Consider the following 21,169-nt stretch of genomic DNA (forward strand, 5'->3'; position numbering starts at 1 on the left):
ATATTGAAAAGTTAAAAGGATTCAACTTATGCCCCACCCAAAGCCCTGAAAATCTTATTCCTAATAATTAACCTATCCCTATAAATTTATACAAAACATTATACTTTAAGCAGAAACCAAATTTACACCATAATCCGAATCAATAAACTCAAATTCTCCTTCAGGTTTAATACCGCAAAGCCATTCAGTCATTTTATCAACATAATTATCTAAATGAGTGATTTGTCGAATTCCATGCTCTATGTATGGGTCTAATGTTGTTGCAAAAAGTATTCCTCCATACTTATTAGTTTGCCAAGTGATGATTTCGCCATCATCGGTAGTTTGCACAATCTCTGCCCCTTCTGGAACTCTGCTGTAAGCGCCATGCGTATGCCAGCAGGCATGTCTCGGCTTTAAGCCTTTATAAACTGGGTGTTCATAATCTGTTTTTGAAATTGGCGGATTATCCGGATTTGCTACCCACCAATAGTTATTGCTTAGTGTATCAATCCAAGTTGCATCCAGCCATTCTTCGGTGCTATCTCCCTCCACAACTACTTTTTTACCTGCTCTTAAAAATCTATAAATCAAATCTTTTTTCTTGGCGATAGCAGTGTGGTTGGAAAGAAACGGAATAACAATAGCATCTAAATTTTCAATTTTTTCCCAGGTTAAATCATGAACATATAGCAAATCATAAATATCTTTGTATTTAGGCGCATTAGATAATGCGTAAATTGCCCAACCTCCGTTAAATACTAATCCTATTTTCTTGCTCATGGCGTTGTTTTTTATAAATATAATCAATCAGGTTATTGTAAAGCACATTTACCGCATGCAAATCCTCTTCATTTTTAGATTTTTTCCCATTTAATGGTCCGCCAGACGTACAAATAATTGTACCGTTAGTTGAGTTTTGGTCTAAAATCATAATTGGACGGTTTAGAGTATCTACCAAAATAATTTCAGCATTTTCACTTGGTTCTATATGACCACAAGCCCACCAACCGCTTATTCCGTTTTGATAAATAAGTTCATTAATATTTACACCAGTTAGTAAATTATTTTTATCGCTTTTTTTGAAATATCTAATATCTATGGATTTTATATCACGCTCCATTATCCATTTATTTCCAGGAATGTAATCTGTGTACCAGCCACTAAAACAGAATAAAGTTTTTCCTTGATTTAAAAAATCAGCTATTTTATCTTTTATCTTATAAAGTGCAATATGATCTGTAGGGTTACCGGTTAAAAGTAAATGATAAGGAGTTAAATCCGGACTAAAGTTCTCATCTACATTAAGATAAGTATAATTAACTAAAGCATTATTTTTAAACGCTGATGATGAACCGTGAACACCACTATTTATTACTGCTGCCTCTATCATGTTCTTATTAACGTATATGCTTTAAAATTGGATTGATATTCTATCAAAATCAATATTTTTGTGATCTTTCAAAAACTTTTAAATCCATTAGTTATTTGATTCATGAATAGAACTTATATTCAATCCTGGTCTAATCTCTCCAAATCGCAATCTTATCCAAAGTAATAGGTAAATCTCTTACTCTTTTTCCTGTAGCATGAAATATGGCATTTGCAATTGAGGGTGCCAAGCCAATAATAGAAACTTCTCCTAAACCTTTCGCTCCTATCGGATTGATGTAAGGATCAGGTTTATTCACAAAAAGCACATCAATTGGAGGAATATCTGCGTGGACAGGAACATGATAATCTGCAAAGTTATTGTTTGTGTAAACACCATAACGATGATCATAAACTCCTTCTTCAGTTAAAGCCATACCTATACCGCCAACAACACCGCCTATCATTTGGCTTCTAGCTTGCTTTTCGCTGATGATCTTCCCAGCATCTAAAGCACAAACTACTTCCTTTACTTTTACCATCCCTGTTAAAGGATGTACATGAACTTTAGTAAAATGAACTGAGAAAGAATTGAATACATATTTCTGACGTTCGGTACCGGACCTAGATTCACGAGTTACTTCTAATTCTTTTAAACCTGCTTTCTTTAATAAATCTACATAAGAAAAGCTTTTGCCCTTAATGTTAAAACCTTCTTTATTAAACTTAAAATCGTCATAAACTTTTTGCTCTCCAAATGATTGATTATAAACTTCGACCATTTTTTCTTTTAATGCAGTACATGCATCATAAACTGCCGAGCCAACGGATGATGTGGTATTTGAACCTCCTTGAGTTGGAGCAGGAGGCAAATTAGTATCACCTAATTCTACTATAATTTGAATGGCATCCATTTTAAATGAATCCATAGCTACGCTTTTCATCATCACACCAGTTCCAGGTCCAATATCAGTAATGGCACTTTGTATGGTGAGTTTTCCATTTTCATCTAAAATAACTCTCGCAGTTGCGGCCCCTCTTCCTGCATTAAAAACACCGCTTGCCATTCCGTAGCCTACTAACATTCCATCCTCTGTCATGGATTTAGGTTTTGGATTTCTATTATACCATCCAATTTTTTTTGCTCCTAATTCATAACATTCATCTAAAAATTTGCTGCTCCATGGTAAATTATTTACAGGATGAACGGTTGCATAATTTTTAAGCCTAAAGGCGATAGGATCCATATTGAGCTTAAAAGCCAATTCATCCATGGCACATTCTAAAGCAAACATTCCTGTTGCTTCACCAGGTCCACGCATCCAAATAGGATTACTTACATCTAATTTTACAAGTTTATATTGCGTATTTACGTTTGGACATTTATACATAAACTGTGTTCCGCCAACCGTTCCTTCAGTAAAATTATCATACGTAGAAGTTACACCCCAGGCATTGTGTGTAATGCCATTTAAAACGCCATCTTTAGAAGCGCCTATGCCAATAAATTGTTTAGTTTCTGGTCTGTAGCCAACCATAGTAAACATTTGCATTCTTGTCAGCATTAATTTTAAAGGCAGTTTGGTGATTTTAGCACCAATTACAGCAGCATCCTGATATGGCCAAGTATGTAAAGCCATTCCAAAAGCACCACCTACAAAAGGTGCAATTACTCTTACATTTTTGCTATCCATTCCATACAAACCGGCATAATGTTTTTGCGAACCAAAAACACCTTGTGTTTTATCATATACAGTTAATTTCTCATCAGATTCCCAATTGGCAGTAATACTACCTAACTCCATTGGGTTGTGTATATTGTTAAGTTGATGATATTCTGCTTCTAAATAAACTTCTGAATTTTTATATGCATCTTTCTCGTTTCTTAAATAATCTTTTCCTTCTGGCGAGATGGAATTTTCTAAATTTTTCTCTAAATAAGTATGGTGTTTTTCTTCCTGATAATTTGCTTTTATTAATGATGCTGCATAAACCGCTCTTTCATAAGTATCTGCAATAACCAACGCAATAGGCTGACCAGCAAAATAAACTTGATCATTGTAAAATACCTTTTGAATATTCCGATCTATTGTTACATTATCATCCTTAGCATAACGTGGAACGCTATTATTTAAATTAAGATGACTTAAGACTTTAATCACACCCGGAGCACCCTCTGCCTTTTTAGTTTCTAAGACTGTGATTTTTCCTTTCGCAATGGTGCTTTGTACCAAAACACCATAAGTTAAGCCTTCAATTTTATATTCTGCTGAGTAAGTAGCTCCACCAGTCACTTTTAAAATGCCGTCGGTTCTATCTGTATCATCAGGAATTAGATTTAATAAATTTTCCATGTTTTAATATTTAAGATAAATGAGCAGCTTTCATTAATGCTTCTAAAATTGAAGCTGGAGCTAAATCTAATTTAAAATCATTATGTCCATAACCTTTTGCACCTTTCATCGCTATTTTGGCGGCTTCTTTAAAAGTTTCAGTATTTATTTCCTTCCCTTGTAAATAATTTTCTGCATCGTATAAACGCCAAGGTTTATGCGCAACGCCACCCATTGCCAATCTTGCATTTTTTATGGTTTTGCCCTCTAACTCTAAACCAGCTGCAACAGAAACCAAAGCAAAAGCATAAGAATTTCTGTCTCTCACTTTTACATAATAAGAGTTTTTAGAGAAATTATTTTCTGGAATAAGGATTTCAACAATCATCTCATTGGACTGTAAATGATTATCTAGATTTGGAGTATCTTCTGCTAGTTTATGAAAATCGGCGAAAGCCATTTTACGCTCTTTTTTTGCATTTAATAAAACCACCTGGGCATCTAAAGCAATCAAAGCAACATTCATATCACTAGGATTTACCGCTATGCAATTATCGTTTGCTCCAAAAATTGCATGCATTCTGTTAATGCCATTTAATGCTCCACAACCACTATTAGGTTCTCTTTTATTGCATGGCATACTGGTGTCGTAAAAATAAGTACAACGGGTACGCTGCATCATGTTGCCACCAAAAGAAGCCATGTTTCTTAATTGAGGAGATGCCCCAGCGTTAATTGCCATTGCTAATAATGGAAATTTATTTTTAACGATTTCATGATCGGCAGCTTGACTGTTGAGTGCTAAAGCTCCTATTCTTAAACCCTCCTTACTTTGTTCGATATATTTTAAGGGTAATAAATTAATATCGATGAGTTTGGTTGGTGCGGTAACGTTTCGCTTCATCAAATCGATGAGGTTACTGCCGCCTGCAATCATTTTTGCATCAGTAAATTTAGCTAAGGCCTTAACAGTAGATTTTACACTCTGCATCCTGATATAATCAAAATTTATCATCCTTTTTGCCCTCCATTCTTTACTTCTACAATAGCATCCACAATATTTGGATATGCTCCACATCTGCAAATATTACCACTCATAAATTCTCTTATTTCTGATGGAGAGTTGGCGTGACCTTCATTAATACAGGCAATTGCCGACATGATTTGTCCGGGAGTGCAATAACCGCATTGAAAACCATCATGTTTTAAAAAAGAAGCCTGCATAGGATGCAACTTTTCTCCACTTCCAATCCCTTCGATTGTGGTTATCTTTTTACCTTCTTGCATCACCGCTAAGGTTAAGCAAGAATTTACTCTTTTTCCATCTACATGAACCGTACAAGCACCACATTGGCCATGATCGCAACCTTTTTTTGTACCGGTAAGTTGTAAGCGTTCTCTCACAAAGTCCAATAAAGTTTCCCTTGGTTCAGTTTCCATTTTGTAAGATTTACCATTTACTTCTATGTTTAGAGGTATTTTCTCAAAAAATGCTGCTAATTTTTCATCTCTATGATTTATAGCCGCTTTGGTAATCAAAGTTGGGCTTAACGCAATCGCAGTTAATGCTGTTGTGGCTTTTAGAAAACCTCGTCTAGAAGAACAGGTAAAATCCTGCTCTAAATTTTCTGGATGTTTTTGATTGGACATGATTTGGCAAATTGAGTGGTAAAAGTTAAGGCAAAATTTTTTAAAAACAGAAAGTAAAACGAAATATTATCTCAACCATAACCTTTTGGGATTAAAATAAGTTTATTAAAAAAGATTTAAGATTTGGAATGAGAGATTTTTATAGTGCTAAAATCTTTCTGATTGAATATTTAATCTATCTTTTACTTAACTATAAAAATAGTAGAAAACGAGAATTACTTTAAGATTAAATCAATTTTAATGATTGATAGTCAGCTATAAATTTTATTACATTATCAGTGATGTGAAACTCATCAGGCTTATGCAAAGTAGTTATAGCTATCGCTTTCATCCCTGCATTTTTTGCTGCCTCTACTCCTTTTGGTGCATCTTCAAAAACCAAGCAATTATCATAAGGAACACCTAAAAGATCTGCAGCTTTGGTAAATGTTTCTGGATTTGGTTTACTTTTATCAACATCATCTGCACTTACAACTATCGGGAAATATTTTCTTAGATTAAGATTATCGAGGATAAAATCTATATTGAATGGAATTGCGGCAGAACCAATTGCCATTTTAATTCCTGCTTGATAGGCATTTTCTAAAAATTCTGACAAGCCATCAATCAATTTAATATGCGGTTTATATTCTGCTTGATAACGTTTTTCTTTTTCCAAAGCATATTTATCCATTTGTTGTTGGGTGAAATGTCCAACCCCAAAAACACGCTCTAAAAGTTCTTGATTTTTGCCATACATCTGTAAAACAGTATCTTCGTAAGAAATATCGGAGCCTAAATCTTTTGTCAAAATCTCATGCCAAGCTCTGGCATGAAAGTGCATATCATCTATAATGGTACCGTTTAGGTCGAAAATGTAAGCTTCAAAATTATTAGTCATATGGCTAAAATAACAATCTAAATGTTAAAGGGATGTTATATTAAAATGAATTTAGATTTAGCTAATTAAATCAATCATTTATAGCTTTAAGGTTTTATTGATGATTTTATTATATGGCTCTAAAAACCAAATTGATAACAAAATCTACTTCATCTTACTGATTGATAAATACCTAAACGAACAGGTTTTGTTAGAACGATATGCCATAGATGATTTTTTCGAGACCTGAAAGATGCTGCACTTGCACAAAGAAAAAAGCGCCACATGCGGTAAAAAGTTTCATCGTAATCATGTTTGATACTCTCCCAGTTTTCTTCAAATTTTTTGAGCCACGCCATTAATGTAGGATCATAATAGGTGCCGAAATTATGCCAATCCTCTAAAACAAAAAGCCCCTGCCAGGCTTTTGATAACTGACTTGCAGATGGGAGCATCCCGTTAGGAAAAATATATTTATCAATCCAAGGGTCGGTAGTTTTTGCATCGTAATTGCCACCAATGGTATGTATAAAAAATATACCATCATCTTTAAGGTTTCTATCGGCAACTTCCATATAATTTCTAAAGTTGCGGTAACCCACAGCTTCTAGCATAGCAATAGAGACAACTCTGTCAAATTTTTCATTGACATCTCTATAATCTTGAACCCTAATTTCAACAGGTAAACCTTTATTAAGTTCACGGGCTAAAATAGCTTGCTGCTCAGAAATAGTGATGCCAACCACAGAAACACCATATTTTTGAGTTACATATTTTGCGAAACCACCCCATCCACAACCAATCTCCAATAGCGTCATTCCTTTTTCTAATTTTAGCTTTCTGCAAATTAAATCTAGTTTCGCTTCTTGGGCCTCTTCAAGAGATTCTGCTTTTTCCCAATATCCGCAAGAATATTGCATTCTAGAATCCAGCATCTTTTCAAAAAGCTCGTTTCCAATGTCATAATGTTTGTAGGCAACTTCTTTAGCCCGACCTAATGTTTGCCTATTTTTAAACTTCGCATTTAAATAATAAATAGCTGTATTGATATCTCTAGGTAATTTTTTATCTAAACGATGATATAAAACACGATGTAAAAACTCGTCAACATCTTCACAATCCCACCAACCATCCATGTATGCTTCACCAAAAGCAATAGAACCACCACCTACAATCCTACTGTAAAGTTTTGGATTATGAACTTGTATGTCCCAAGTCTTGTCACCATTAATGGTAACGCCCACACTAGCAAATGCTTTAGTGAAAATTTGTTGGAGTGATATCATTTGAATCTAAACTGTAATCTAAACTCAAAAATAAAAATTTTAACGATTTACTTGTCATATTATACATTTAAGAAATTTGTTTTAACAGAAAACATCATTTTATTTTTAAATAAAGAAGCCTTGATCCTATTTTTTAGAGATTATCAAATTCTAAATCATTAATTAAGCATCAAAATATCATTCTAAATTATTTATACGATGTTATTCTCATTTGATGTTTAATTTTGATTAGAAAATCCTATTTTTGCAACCCATTCAAAATACGGAGAGATGTCAGAGTGGTCGAATGAGCCAGCTTGGAAAGCTGGTGTACTGGCAACGGTACCGAGGGTTCGAATCCCTCTTTCTCCGCAAAACCAAAAAGCCTAAAATCTGTCGATTTTAGGCTTTTTGGTTAAAAATTCAAGAAAGTTGTACATATAATTATGAATTGTTTTAATTCTATTTTCAAAAAAATATATCTAATTTTTAATAAACTGACCTGTATAGTTTTTAATATTACCCTTTACAGAGATATAATAAACTCCAGGTTTTAATGCTGGCAAAAGTTTATTTAAACTTTGGTTTAAAGTTTCTAACCTTCCGTTGCCATTTATGATCAATTGTCCTGTTGAATTAAATGCTGTAAAACTAACATTTGATTCTTCTTTTAACCCATCACACTTCACAATAATTTGATTATTAACTGGGTTTGGATAAATATTTAAAGCTGAGTTTGCACCACTCAATCTTTTAACAGTTACCAATTCGCTATAAATATATTTACCATCAAAATCAGTCTGTTTTAAGCGATAATAGGAGGTTCCACCAAATGGATTATCATCAACAAAATCATAATTTACACTGGTTTTTGTATTCCCAACGCTATTTACTTTGCCTACAATCTCGTAATTATGTCCGTCTAAAGTTCTTTCAATGGTAAAGAAATTATTATTTTCCTCATTTTCTGTTACCCAATTTACATTAACATAATTACCAGACGGTACTGCTTTAAAAGAAGTAAGTTTTATAGGTAAAACACTATTATTTACCATAATTGCTAAACCATCGGCTACTGCTCTTTCTCCTGTAGCATCTGACGGCTTATTTCTAACAGAATAAATACCAGAAGGTTCTCTATACAATAATACCGAAGAGCCACCACCATCTAAATTTAAAGCATCAGTTGCACCAATAGCTTTATATATTTTCGCAAGGTTTAAGATAGAAGATCCTCCAGACCAACCAGTTCTTCTTCCATCAATAACAATAAACACTAACTTTGTAGGGCTTAATAAACCAACACTTGTTCTAGGTTCTAATGTTCCATCTTGTGCTTCTATGTAGCTATCTCCTGTAATTTTACCTTTCTTCATCAAAAAATATCTAGCGCCTATACCTTGAACTATTGAATCTGATAAAGCTCTATAGTTAAACTGGTCGCCCACGTAAGCTTTTGAATTTTGACTAATGATTAAATTTGGGTAAAAACCACCATCGGTAGCATCTTTTAAAAAATTACCATCTTTTACCACTAAGCCTAAAGATGTGGTTCCCCCAGTAAAATAATTTCCATTTATAGCTCCAATAACTGTTTGACTAGTTGAAGTACTATTTTTTGAAGCAATCATTGCACTTACAGTAGCTAAGGTTCCACCATTGGTGTTTCTATTTTCTGGAGTGATATATTTTAAAGAATTATTTGGATTTGATAAGTCAACCTTTAAAAAAAATGCAGCTGTTGGATTACCTGCACTGTTAGTGTATTGCAATTGGGTTTCCTGTATTCCGGGATATGCCGAAGTGGTGACATTACTAATAATAGAATTGATTAATCCTGCACTTTGCATTTTTGTTGCAAAATCGTTAGCATCAGTATTTGATGAAACATCAACCACTCCTGTACCTGGCGTAAAAGCAATTCCTGCAAATGATGATTTGCCACTAATTGCAGATTTGATGATAACAGGCGAATTGCTAGCAACAGAAACAGTGGTGCTAATTGCGTTATTATCAGTAAATTTCAGCAATGAGCTTGGTGTTATACAGTATAACAAAACGTTACCATTAATGATTTTCCCTGTTATTCCAGTAAGTTGATAATCAGCAATTCCTGATAAGCCCGAAATATTAACACTCCCTTTAGTAATCCAGTTTGTGCCATCAAAAACCCATTTTTGTAAACTATTAGTAGCATAATCTGTAACGTATAATAAATCTGGTTGTGGATTGCTGGTATCGTAATCTAAAAAGATAAGTTGAGTTGGACTTCCTGCATCAGGATAGCCTGGCAGCGTACTATAAGTTTGGTTTGATTTATAGGGTAAACCATTAACTAATTTTCCAATTCTTGGAGATTCTGGAGAAGTAAAATATAGTTCATCATTAAAGATATACACCGAAGAATAATTAGCTGGAGCACTTAATAAAGTAGTATCTAAAGTATTTGGAGAATTCTCAGTTTTATATTTTAATCCACTCCCATTACTTGTTTGCCAAATATTTCTTCCGTTATCTGTAACGGCACAAAAAGGGGCAAAAGTATTAGCTTTTGCTCCGGTACCTGTATTTATAGCTCCATCAGCAGTTACTATTCCAATTGTTCTTTGTGTAGTGCCACTAAAAGTGGTAGTCCCATCAGGTGTCCTGTTGTGTCCAATTAAGGTTAAGAAATGTCCATTTGGTGAAAGAGTGATTAAACCTTCGCCCACAAATTTTACTCCACCAGATAAAATTCTGCCTCCAGGAATTACATTTGCAGCGGTTGGCAATGCTTTTGTTTGAACAATGCCTCCTCCATTTAAGTCATATTCAATCAAAAAAGTGGGTACAACAATACTAGTTGTATTGGCCGGCAAATTATTAACCCCATCACCATATTGATAAAGAACCAAATTATCTGGTTTAAATGCTTGCGCCCAGCTAAAAAATGAAACGCATATTAAGGCGCTAAAAAGTAAATATTTCTTCATGAAAATTTATTCAAATTGTTTAAAAAACGGTTTTAATTATACAAATGGCAGTAACTAAATAATGTTTAGCTATAGTCTCAAATTTAGTGTAACGGACTTGCCCACAATATCAATTTTGTAGGTTAATATGCCAAAATTGTGGATAATCTACTTTGGAGGAAATAATTTTCATGAATGAATAATAATAATAATAATAATATCAGGATAGTGTTGAAGACTAACTAAAATAATATCTTTTGTATTTTAATTAATCTTTGTTACCAATTTACATGAATTCACAAATGGTTATGTGATATAAAATAAGGAATGCACTGGATATGCAAATCTTCAACTGAAGGAATTAAATTTTTGATGAAATGCGTTTGGAAATCTTTAGGAGAAAAAATATTTTACTCTGTAATTGTGTGCTAAGATACTCGGAGTGTCAATCAGTACGTTTTTTAGGTAATCAGTTGTATACTTGGTCAATTCCACAATTAGAAATTGAGCTTAATCCTAAGCTGGAGCCAAATTCTGGATAGGCAAAAAAAATATGAATTTAAATAACATTAAATCTTTGAAACTAGCACTAATAGTGCTATCATTATTAAGTCTAACGCCTGTTATTAAGTCACAAGTTAAGACCTCAAAACCAACATTGTTTTAATATTAGCGTAAGATGCCGGTCGGTTACGCAGATTTTGGGGCTATTTAAAATTAATAAATGGGGCATCAGTTAAACAATGAAATAAGCTTTAATCAATAAATCAAGATTGAATGATGACGAACTAATCCATAATATAGGCACCTGTCTTTTGTAAGATTCATATAATAGAAAATAAATTTATAAACTTATAACATGATATTGCAAAAAAATCCCTCCACCGTCAACAATTTACACTTTTTTAAGGTTCTTATTTAAAATAAGGTTTTGACTGAGCAATGCCCTTAGAAGGTGTACAAATCAATTGGTCGTTTCCATTTTTGAATATTTCATCCACACAAATTGCTCTATCCGACCATGATTCGCCAGCTGTTGTTTTTATACGGTAAATCATCCAACGCTTACCAGCATCATCAACAACAGTATTGGGTGCACCGGGGCCATAAATTCCCCTAGTCTGATTTTGTTGAACTAAAGGGTTGCTACCAGTTGCTGTTCCTTCAGTAGCTTTGGTAAATGGACCATCCGGTGAAGATGAGTATGCGTAACCTATAGCGTACCTAGCCAAGGCGCCTCCAGACCCATTATAAAGCATATAATATTTATGATTGGCATCAGCATTTGGCGCATAATAAACCATTGGATGTTCAATGTTTATATTTTCCCAAGCCTGTGTAATAGATAATATCTTTTTATCTGTTCCTGAAATAGTTGAAAGCCCGTCTGAGTTTAATTCTACGCATCTTAACTCTGGCGATGTACCAGTACCTACATATTTTGCGTAATAAAGATAAACCTTATCCGAAACCGGATCCTTAAACACTGATGGGTCTATAACTGGTATAAAGTTATTATTTGCATCTTTTTTTACAATTAAGGTTGCATTTGCATCAGTATAAGGACCTTCTGGACTAGAAGAAGTTGCTACGCCAATTGTTCTGTTATCTGAACCTAATACATGTGTATAATATAAATTATATGTTCCGCTATATTTAAAACTACCTGCTGACCAAAAGCTCCCATTTGTTTTTGTAAAACACACCGGTTTTGCGGTCCATGTTATCAAATCTGGTGACGAATACATTTTATATGTATTGTTGTTTGGATGTATCATATAAAATAAGTTTCCTCCTTTAAATATTTCAGGATCTGACACATCCTTGTTGGCAGATATGATAGGGTTTGAAAAAGTAGAAACTCCTACACCATTATTAACTCCTGTGGTATCCGGCTTTTGTGGCTGAAAGCCGTTCTTATCTCCTTTTTTACAAGATTGTAAAATTACGAAGCATGCAATCAGCATTATAACTATAATTCTCATAATAGGTTCTTTGGCAATAATTTGGCAGCAAATTTCACTATGAACTATGCTAATTTATTAAACAAATAACAGAATAATTGTCCTTTGCTTGATACCAAAAATGTGTCAATTACTAGCGATTTTGTAGAATATTATTCTTGCAAGTTTATTTCATCCTTTCCTGCATGAACACAAAAGTAAATTAAGCAATTGGTTTTGATGTATGAAAAATGGAGTTAACTTTTCGAATAACTTTATATAACATATGTAAAGAAAACAAAAAATAGAAAGTAATAAATCCAGTGTAAATTCTACAAACTTGGCAACCAAATCTACAAAAGTGATAACCAATTCAACTTTGGTGTTATAGATTTGGTTTAAAGAAATTACCCTCAATATAGTGATAACCAAATTGTTCACGTAAAATCGGTCTTTTCTCAAATTAAATATTTAACCAACTTAAATTTATTTTATCATGAAAAAAATCTTACTTTTTTTAACAGCTATTTTTATGGCTGGGATGGCACAGGCACAGTCTGAAGGTGATTACCGCACCAAAACTTCTGTTTATCCAGGAACAGGGAATGCCAACTATGATTACACTTGGGGAAAAACTGTTTGGTGGCAAATATACATTGGTGGCCAATGGATAGACGCTATAACTATTAATCCGAACACTAGCGTCGAGTATGGTTCTCCACAACCTAGCCAAGCGTCAGGAACTATCACTTTACGCCCAAGAATTGCAGAAGGAGGAGAAACTATAAATGATACCGAATTTGAATTGAACACTGGTGCCGCTAAATCTCCTATACGTCCTGCAACTAACCTGATTTTGTTATCTGGTTTTAAGTTGATTATGGGGGTAAACAAAACGGGCCAAGGTAGAGCCATGGAGTTCAATAATATAGACCTTCAAGGAACATCGTTAATAGGAGGAAGCACAAATTCAGGCGACCCTAGTAGTGCAGTTAATGAGGTTAAAATTAACGGTAATCTAACGGTTGCATCAGGTGCTACATTTAATATAAATGGTGTTGCCTCTACAGGAAATACTATTTTTACCACACAAGCGGGTTATGATAGCAGACCAACCGGATCTAATGTAAATTATGGTACGGTTACTTTGCCATTGACTCTGTTAGCTTTTGATGCTAAAAAATCTTTAAACACAGTTGAACTTAGTTGGAAAACAACCAATGAAGTTAATACCAACAGAGCTGAGGTAGAAAGAGCTGCTAACAGTGCTGATTTTATAAAAATTGGAGAGGTTGCAACCAATAATATTTCAGGAGTTCATTTTTATAGTTTTACAGATGTGAGTCCACTAGCTGGCAATAATTATTACCGCTTAAAAATGATTGATAACGATGGTGCATTTACATATAGCCCAATCAAAACGTTAAGTGCAGATGTTTCGTTAATGATATATCCAAATCCGGTAACCACTCAATTAAACATCTCTTTATCAAACATTGCAGATATGGTAAATGCTAAAGTATATGATGCAACTGGCAAAGTTGTTTCATCAGCAAATGTTGTAAACACCGCTAAATTTAGTATAAACATGCAGTCATTATCAAATGGTACTTACGTACTTAAATTGGATGTTGACGGCGCTGTAAGTACAAGAAAATTTGTAAAATAATTGCTGGTTCAAGTTTTAAAGGAAAGGCTGTTTCGTAACACATTCCCAAGCTCAGAGATTTTTATAAGTCTTGTTTAATAGCTTGCATAATCGAGACAGCCTTTTTTTAAAATTCAAATTTTCTAAAAACACATTTGTTGATTTAATGAAATCACAAAACAATAAAATGCTGATAGATTCGGAAGCAGTGTATTATAATAACCATTTTAATCAAGACATCTAAATTTAAACTGAAAGCCTTATTACTATGAAAAAACTTCTAATAATAAATATATTAATTTGTGCTTCATTTTGGGCAAGTGCACAAATCATTTTTACTGATTTTGAGAACGGCAGCTTAACAAATTTCAGTACAAATGGGGCTACCGGTTTAGGCTTTAACAATGAGCATGTAAAAAGTGGAACAAAAGCCTTGGAATGGACTGCTGAAAACGGAAAAAAATTAATTGTAACAAATCTCAATATTCCGGCTAATGACGTTAATAAAAATGCCAGTGCAGGAGCTGAATTGTTTATTTATAACGCCGAACCTTCTACAGATAGACTAATATTTGAGTTTACTGATAAGGCTGGAAATGTTAAGCGTACAGGTACTATGCTCCTGAATTTCAAAGGATGGAGAGATTATCATCGTAATTATAAAAAAGATTATAATAACGGAGAACTTATGCTGGGTTCTGATAGGTTTCTTTTGAACGAGTGCCGCATTACTTATTTACAGGGGCCGGGAAGTAGTGGCACTAAAAAGTTTTATTTTGACAATTTTACCTTCATTGGCGATACAGAAACACGTCAGCCTGGTCCACACATGGCTTTAGATTATCAACATTTTTTTCAAGAAGATAATGCTGCAGAAGACCCTTTGGGTTCGTATTTAAAAAAACCAAGTTCATTAGTAATCCCAGTCGCTACACCCGAAGAACTAACTGGATTACAAACGGTTAAGAGTATCTATACAAGAGGAACTGGCCCTGTGGATCCATCCGCATTATTAGCTGCTGAAACTTACGTAAATAATTGTGGCATCGGTAGAAATGTTGATGGATCAATTAAAGGAAGAGGTATGTTAGGAATTAGTAATCCAGACACTTTGGTTTTGGTCTCTACTCACATTCAGTCATTAGCTCGAGCAGCTCAGTTTAATGGGGATGTAAATGCAAAAAGCAAATTGCTGTTATTTACTGAATATATCCTTGATCAAGGGATTGCTGAAGGTGGACGTAATGATATGGTAACAAATAGTTATACAAACGTTAGAGCATTCCCCCTTGGATTTTTAGAGGCTTTGCCATTATACACAGAGCCAATGCGAACTGATGTGATTAACCTTTTGAAATGGTCTAATGATTACAACAAAATTTATGAATTAAACCCAACTCCAGGGCAAAACACTGATTTTTTATACCTTAAGGTTACTTTTTTAATGGAGATAGCTTGCGCTTTACCGTCTGCTGACGAAGCGGTTAACGACTTAAAATTTATTAAATATTTTTTAGAACGCAACACAGACATCAGCCAAGGCGATAGGGACGGCATAAAGCCAGACGGAACAGGTTTTCACCACACATCTAACCAAGTACGTTATTTATATGCTTTTGGAGGATGGGTAGAGAGAGCTTACAGTTTAAAAGGTACGCCGTTTAAAGTTAATAAAGCTGCATATGATAATATGGCTTTCGCATTTAAAAACATGTTTTTGCAGTCTTCACGTGGTGGTCTTTATTCCAATGCAGCTTCTGGCCGAGTGCCGTTTCCGGCATCATTACCGGTAAGTCAAACACAATTGAGGCAGTTAGTAGAGATAGGTGGAGACATTGTAGGAAGCAGTTTTGAGCCAGATTTAGCTTCATTTTATAACTACACTTACAATGTTGACTTTTACGGAGTTGCAAAGGGTGATTTTGATAATTTTTATACTTCTAATTATTCCAATTTGGGCGTATTAAAAAGAGGAAATTGGACAGCTTCCATGAAAGGTTTTAACACCATATTTAAAGGTACAGAAATTTATCCGACAGAAAACAGGTACGGGCGTTATCAAAGTTATGGCGCTTTAGAAATTCTTTACAACGGAAGTTTAGAAGATACAGGTTACTCACTTAATGGAGCTGGTTGGGACTGGAATTATATGCCAGGCACCACTTCTGTTGTGTTGCCTTTTACCGAATTACAACCAAAAACAAATAACGCAAGTGAATGGCAAGAACTAGATTTTTCTGGTGCACTTTCTTTAGGAAGAAATGGAATCTTTGGAATGAACTTTTCTCAACTAGACAAAGGCTATTACACGCCTAGCAGTTTGAAGTTTAAAAAGTCTGTTTTTGCTTTTGATAACCTTTTAATTTGTTTAGGTAGCGATATAAGTGTTGGTAATAACCAAGGCAGCGTGGTTTCAAACTTATTTCAAGCAATAAGCACAACGGCAACGCCAACTATGTACGTAAATTCTACTGTTCCTCAAACAGGCACTTTGACAGTAGCTACCCTTTAACAGGTTCTTATCAGTGGTTAACAAGTTCTCAGGGTACAGGTTTTTACTTACCAACAGGGAATAATGATTACCGCGTTGAAGGAGGCTCACAAACTACACCAGTTTATACTACAACCGACGGCTCAGTTACCAGCACAGCCAATTTCACTAGAGCATATTTGGTACATGGCAATCAGCCTACAACGGCTGCGCCAGCAAAATACGAATATGTAGTTGCGCCAAACATAGCAGCGGCCAATATGCAGACACTGGCTCAAACGCTTGCGAGTGGAAGTGTTTACACCGTTCTTAACCAAACTAGTGAATTTCACGCAATCAAATATATTCCAGACAATTCAACGTCTTATGTTGCTTTCTCAAAAGCTCCGATAGCGGTAAACCTTGGTTTGGTAGAAAGTGTATCTGGACAAGCGATGTTTAACGTGAAAGAATATGGAACAGATATGGTATTGGTTACGCTAAATAATCCGGATCTAAATATGGTCATTGATGCCAACAAGAATTTTATTTCTACTAATCCACATATCATCAAATTAGGTTTAACTGGTAATTATACCGTTGTTTCAAATCCTAACAGTTCTAGTGTTAACCAACAAGGTAATTTGCTAACGGTGGGCTTTACTGTAAAAGATGGTCTTCCTTCAACTATCTTATTACAAAAAAACACAGTTACACCAATTAAGCTGGTCAGTTTTGATGGAGCTTTGCAAAACGCTGCAGTTCAATTAAACTGGTCTAGTGCAGAAGAAAAAAATGTAAATAAGTTTGTGCTTTATAGAAGTGCAGACGGAATTAACTTCAACCAGATTACAGAAGTTGCAGCTAAAGGCAATTCATCAGAATTGATAAGGTACAATTATACCGATAAAGATTTTGACACATTTGCCAGTACAGTTTATTACAAATTAAAGAGCATAGATATGGATGGAAGTATAAGCTCTGAAAAAATTATTGCAATAAAACTACCTGCACAACAATCAAAGATTTCCTTTTATCCAAACCCGGTTTCATCATACATGACTATCAGCTTAGAAGCAGAAGATCAGTTTAATGGTGAGGTAAAAGTTTACAACTTGAGCGGGAAATTAGAGTTTAGTAAAAAAGTTGACCTAAAGCAAGGGTTTAATAACATACCAATCTTTTTACAAAACCTGAATACAGGCGAATATATCATTCAGCTAAAAACAGATAAAATTAACGCAACACAAAAATTTATAAAGCTTTAATAGCTAACTAATATTAAATTAAGACAGCTTGCTAGATAGAAAGTGGGGAGCTTAAACTCTCCACTTTTTTAATTCAAAAAGGACATTGAGCTTAACTGAGAATTTATACACTGGCTAACTTAGCTAAACAATGATTACAAAAAGAACTAATAATATGATATCAAAAAAAGGAAAATTTGTTTTGTGCACTCTGCTATCGGCTTTTTACACATCTATAAGTTTTGGTCAAAGCCAGAAAAAACCTAATATTATATTAATAATGGCGGATGACTTAGGTTATGAAACCATAGGTTGTAACGGTAACGACGACAAGCTAACACCAAATATTGATGCACTTGCGAAATCGGGAATGCTGTTTGAAAACTGCCATTCTATGCCATTGTGTACTCCTTCTAGGGTACAGCTTATGACCGGAAAATACAATAGTCGAAATTACATTGGCTTTGGCTTACTTGACCCATCACAAACTACTTTTGCTCATGCAATTAAAAAACAAGGTTATAAAACCTGTATAGCAGGCAAATGGCAATTATATGGAAATGATAAACAATTTGAATTAGCCGGTGGTCTTAAAGGATCAATGCCTCAAAATTCTGGTTTTGATAATTTCTTGCTTTGGCAAGTTGATGAACTAGGATCTCGATACCAAGACCCTACGGTTTATACAGATGAAAAGAAATCTGTGACTTTGAAAGGTAAGTATGGCGATGAAGAATTTACTTCATACATTGAAAAATTTATCGAAACCAACAAGGATACATCCTTTATGGTTTATTACCCAATGTGTTTAACACATGATCCATTTGTGCCAACACCGTTTTCTAAAGATTACAAAGATTTCCCTTCATCTTCTGAAAAAAGTAATCCAAATTATTATAAAGATATGTTAAGCTATCATGACTATTTGGTTGGACGTATAGTGAAGAAAGTTGATGAACTTGGTTTACGCGATAATACAATTATTATTTATACAGGAGATAATGGCACTAGCCCTCAAATTATCTCCAATTTTAGAGGTGGAAAAGTACAAGGAAACAAAGGTCAAACTAACTATAGAGGTACGCATGTTCCATTGGTTGTTAATTGGAAAAACAATATTGAAGCCGGCTCAACCAATAAATCATTAATAGATTTTACTGATTTTTTTCCAACTATTTTAAACCTAACCGGCACTGCTAGTAAAGAAGCAGATAAACTAGATGGGAAAAGTTTCTATCCGCAATTGAAGGGAAACACAAACTACCAACGCAACTGGATTTATACCTACTATGACCCTAAATGGGGGAAATTCACCAGAAAAGTTTTTGCTCAAACTTTAGATTGGAAACTTTACGAAACTGGAGAAATTTTCGATTTAAAAAATGACCGTGAAGAGTTAAAACCACTTGCAAAGAATATAATCAAAGGCAAAGATTTGGTAACAATAAATATGCTCCAAGAAGCAATTATTGAGAAAACCAGGAAACAATAATTGATTGATAATAAAGCTGAACCTGAAATTAACCCCCGTTTAAAATGAAGACAAAATTAATAACTGTGGCAGTATTGAGTTTTTACTTTACTGGGTTTGCACAACAGAAATTAGTCCAACAAAAACCAAACGTGGTTATCATTTTTATGGATGATATGGGTTATGGCGATATTGAAGAAAATGGGGCAATTGGATATAAAACACCAAATATTACCAGACTTGCAAATAACGGACAGCGGTTTACCAACTTTTACACGCCTCAAGCTACTTGCACAGCTTCAAGGGCGGCTTTATTGACTGGTACTTATCCAAACCGTATGAATGTTTACGGAGCATTTGCTCCTAATGAAGGAATTGGATTAAATTTAAAAGAAACAACCATAGCAGAAATGTTAAAGTCTAGCGGTTACGCTACAGCAATGGTTGGCAAGTGGCACCTGGGTAATGAACCCGAATTTTTGCCTACCAAACAAGGTTTTGATGAATATTTAGGCATCCCATATTCTAACGATATGTGGCCAGTTGATTATGATGGTAAGCAACTCCCTCCTACCCATCCTCGAGCTAAAATTTATCCTACACTCCCTCTTTTGCAAATCAAAGCAGGACAGCAAGTTCCTGACACTTCAATGAAAGTGGTTACGCTAGATGACCAAGCGAAACTAACAACCATTTATACTGATAAAGCAGTCAGTTTCATTAAGGAAAATAAACAACATCCATTTTTTCTTTATATGGCTCATAGCATGCCTCACGTCCCTATAGCCGCTTCATCTAAGTTTAAAAACAAGAGTGAACAAGGCTTATTTGGAGATGTTATGATGGAAATTGATTGGTCTGTAGAGCAAATTGTAAAGACACTCGAACAACAGGGTCTTGCGAAAAACACACTAATTATATTTACATCAGATAACGGCCCTTGGTTAAATTTCGGAAATCATAACGGAAATACCGCAGGACTTAGAGAAGGAAAAGGAACAAGCTGGGAAGGCGGAACAAAGGTTCCATGTATTATTTCATGGCCAAATATTATCCCGAAAGGAATGGTGGTAAATAAACTGGCAAGTACCATTGATATTTTCCCAACGCTTGCAGCAATAACTGGATCCATCTTGCCTCAACATAAAATTGACGGTGTAAATATATTGTCTTTATTGCAAGGTAACGATGTTACTCCTCGAACTAAATTCAATTATTATTACAATAAAAACGATTTAGAAGCAGTAAGAATAGGAGAATGGAAGCTTGTATTTCCGCATGATTATCGTTCTTACGAAAATGTGATGCCAGGAAATAACGGTTATCCTGGGCCTTATAGAAAAGGCTCTTTAGATACTCTTGCATTATATGATTTGAGACGCGACCCAGGCGAACGATATAACGTAATTGAGCTCTATCCGAAAATTGTAGAAGAATTACAGGCTTACGCAAACGAAGTAAAAGAAGATCTTGGAGACGACTTAACCGGAAAACTAGGTGCTAACAGAAGACCTTTAGGTGAGCTGAAAAATAAATAATCCTTCAATAGCCATATTTAAACAATTTTGTTCGCTAATTTATTAGCTACGTCTTTTATTTAGCGAACAAAAACTTTTTGAATGTCTGTAATTAAACTCAGTTACAACTTCACCTCCATCACTTTACCATTTTTACGACTCTTTTCTGCCATAAATCCCATAACATGACTTTCAATAGATTCATCAATATTAGAGGTTAGTATCTCTGGTTTTTTTTGTGCAACAGCTTGTACAAAATCTCTTGTTAATAACCAGTCGCCACCACCATGACCACTATTTTTATATCCTTCAACATCCTCTGCTTTCGGTAAAAACTTTACCTCTTTTCCGGTTCTAAAATCATTTACAACCAATTCTGTCATATCACCAACCATGTCTCCCATAGCGCCCATTATCCTTGTTCTTCTACCACTGTAAGATGTAAATGCCTCCATAGAAAATGCA

At 34.5% G+C, this 21,169-nt stretch carries 14 protein-coding genes, 1 tRNA gene and 1 pseudogene; 6 read left to right on the forward strand and 10 right to left on the reverse strand.

The features are described from left to right. Nucleotides 1–105: 105 nt before the first annotated feature. The 7 genes from A5893_RS16595 to cfa form a co-directional block, all read right to left on the reverse strand. Entirely contained in the window at nt 106–762 is a 657-nt protein-coding gene (locus A5893_RS16595; protein ID WP_068823707.1) for a hypothetical protein, read from the reverse strand. After that, the gene (locus A5893_RS16600; RefSeq protein WP_068823708.1) at nt 734–1,372 is read right to left on the reverse strand and encodes a hypothetical protein; all 639 of its coding nucleotides are present in this window, start codon (nt 1,370–1,372) and stop codon (nt 734–736) included. Before A5893_RS16600 ends, A5893_RS16595 begins: the two co-directional genes overlap by 29 nt. 130 nt (nt 1,373–1,502) lie before the next feature. Beyond that, the gene (locus A5893_RS16605) at nt 1,503–3,704 is read right to left on the reverse strand and encodes a xanthine dehydrogenase family protein molybdopterin-binding subunit (RefSeq protein WP_068823709.1); all 2,202 of its coding nucleotides are present in this window, start codon (nt 3,702–3,704) and stop codon (nt 1,503–1,505) included. 10 nt (nt 3,705–3,714) lie between these two features. Then, nucleotides 3,715–4,698, reverse strand: coding sequence for an FAD binding domain-containing protein (locus tag A5893_RS16610; RefSeq protein WP_068823710.1), 984 nt, complete (start codon nt 4,696–4,698; stop codon nt 3,715–3,717). Next, nucleotides 4,695–5,333, reverse strand: coding sequence for a (2Fe-2S)-binding protein (locus A5893_RS16615; protein ID WP_068823711.1), 639 nt, complete (start codon nt 5,331–5,333; stop codon nt 4,695–4,697). Before A5893_RS16615 ends, A5893_RS16610 begins: the two co-directional genes overlap by 4 nt. Nucleotides 5,334–5,559: 226 nt before the next feature. Beyond that, on the reverse strand, nt 5,560–6,213 hold the full coding sequence (locus A5893_RS16620) for an HAD family hydrolase (RefSeq protein WP_068823712.1): 654 nt from the start codon (nt 6,211–6,213) through the stop codon (nt 5,560–5,562). 149 nt (nt 6,214–6,362) lie between these two features. Beyond that, nucleotides 6,363–7,478 carry a cyclopropane fatty acyl phospholipid synthase gene (gene cfa, locus A5893_RS16625; RefSeq protein ID WP_068823713.1) on the reverse strand — a complete coding sequence of 372 codons (1,116 nt, stop codon included), beginning with the start codon at nt 7,476–7,478 and terminating at the stop codon, nt 6,363–6,365. Between the two features lie 264 nt (nt 7,479–7,742). Between cfa and A5893_RS16630 the strand changes: the two genes are divergently transcribed. After that, nucleotides 7,743–7,829 (forward strand) — tRNA-Ser (locus A5893_RS16630). A gap of 110 nt (nt 7,830–7,939) precedes the next feature. On the opposite strand, the gene A5893_RS16635 is transcribed toward A5893_RS16630, so the two are convergent. After that, the gene (locus tag A5893_RS16635; protein WP_068823714.1) at nt 7,940–10,429 is read right to left on the reverse strand and encodes a phosphodiester glycosidase family protein; all 2,490 of its coding nucleotides are present in this window, start codon (nt 10,427–10,429) and stop codon (nt 7,940–7,942) included. 893 nt (nt 10,430–11,322) lie between these two features. Further along, nucleotides 11,323–12,393, reverse strand: a complete 1,071-nt coding sequence (locus A5893_RS16640; protein WP_068823715.1) for a glycoside hydrolase family 43 protein — start codon at nt 12,391–12,393, stop codon at nt 11,323–11,325. 454 nt (nt 12,394–12,847) lie between these two features. Here A5893_RS16640 and A5893_RS16645 point away from each other — a divergent pair, with 454 nt between their 5' ends. The 5 genes from A5893_RS16645 (at nt 12,848) to A5893_RS16665 (ending at nt 20,725) form a co-directional block, all read left to right on the forward strand. After that, entirely contained in the window at nt 12,848–14,020 is a 1,173-nt protein-coding gene (locus A5893_RS16645; RefSeq protein WP_068823716.1) for a T9SS type A sorting domain-containing protein, read from the forward strand. 247 nt (nt 14,021–14,267) lie between these two features. Continuing rightward, a complete protein-coding gene (locus A5893_RS16650; protein ID WP_068823717.1) occupies nt 14,268–16,511 on the forward strand; it encodes a polysaccharide lyase family 8 super-sandwich domain-containing protein in 2,244 nt (747 codons plus the stop codon). A 158-nt stretch (nt 16,512–16,669) separates the two neighbouring features. Then, the gene (locus A5893_RS16655; RefSeq protein WP_068823718.1) at nt 16,670–17,737 is read left to right on the forward strand and encodes a T9SS type A sorting domain-containing protein; all 1,068 of its coding nucleotides are present in this window, start codon (nt 16,670–16,672) and stop codon (nt 17,735–17,737) included. A gap of 154 nt (nt 17,738–17,891) precedes the next feature. Next, entirely contained in the window at nt 17,892–19,208 is a 1,317-nt protein-coding gene (locus A5893_RS16660) for a sulfatase-like hydrolase/transferase (protein WP_068823735.1), read from the forward strand. A gap of 44 nt (nt 19,209–19,252) precedes the next feature. Further along, nucleotides 19,253–20,725 (forward strand): sulfatase family protein, encoded by a 1,473-nt coding sequence (locus A5893_RS16665; protein WP_068823719.1) that lies wholly within the window; start codon nt 19,253–19,255, stop codon nt 20,723–20,725. Between the two features lie 101 nt (nt 20,726–20,826). Here A5893_RS16665 and A5893_RS16670 read toward each other — a convergent pair. After that, a pseudogene (locus A5893_RS16670) lies at nt 20,827–21,169 on the reverse strand (gfo/Idh/MocA family oxidoreductase); the annotation flags it as partial.

The sequence above is a fragment of the Pedobacter psychrophilus genome (assembly GCF_001652725.1).
Lineage (GTDB): Bacteria > Bacteroidota > Bacteroidia > Sphingobacteriales > Sphingobacteriaceae > Pseudopedobacter > Pseudopedobacter psychrophilus.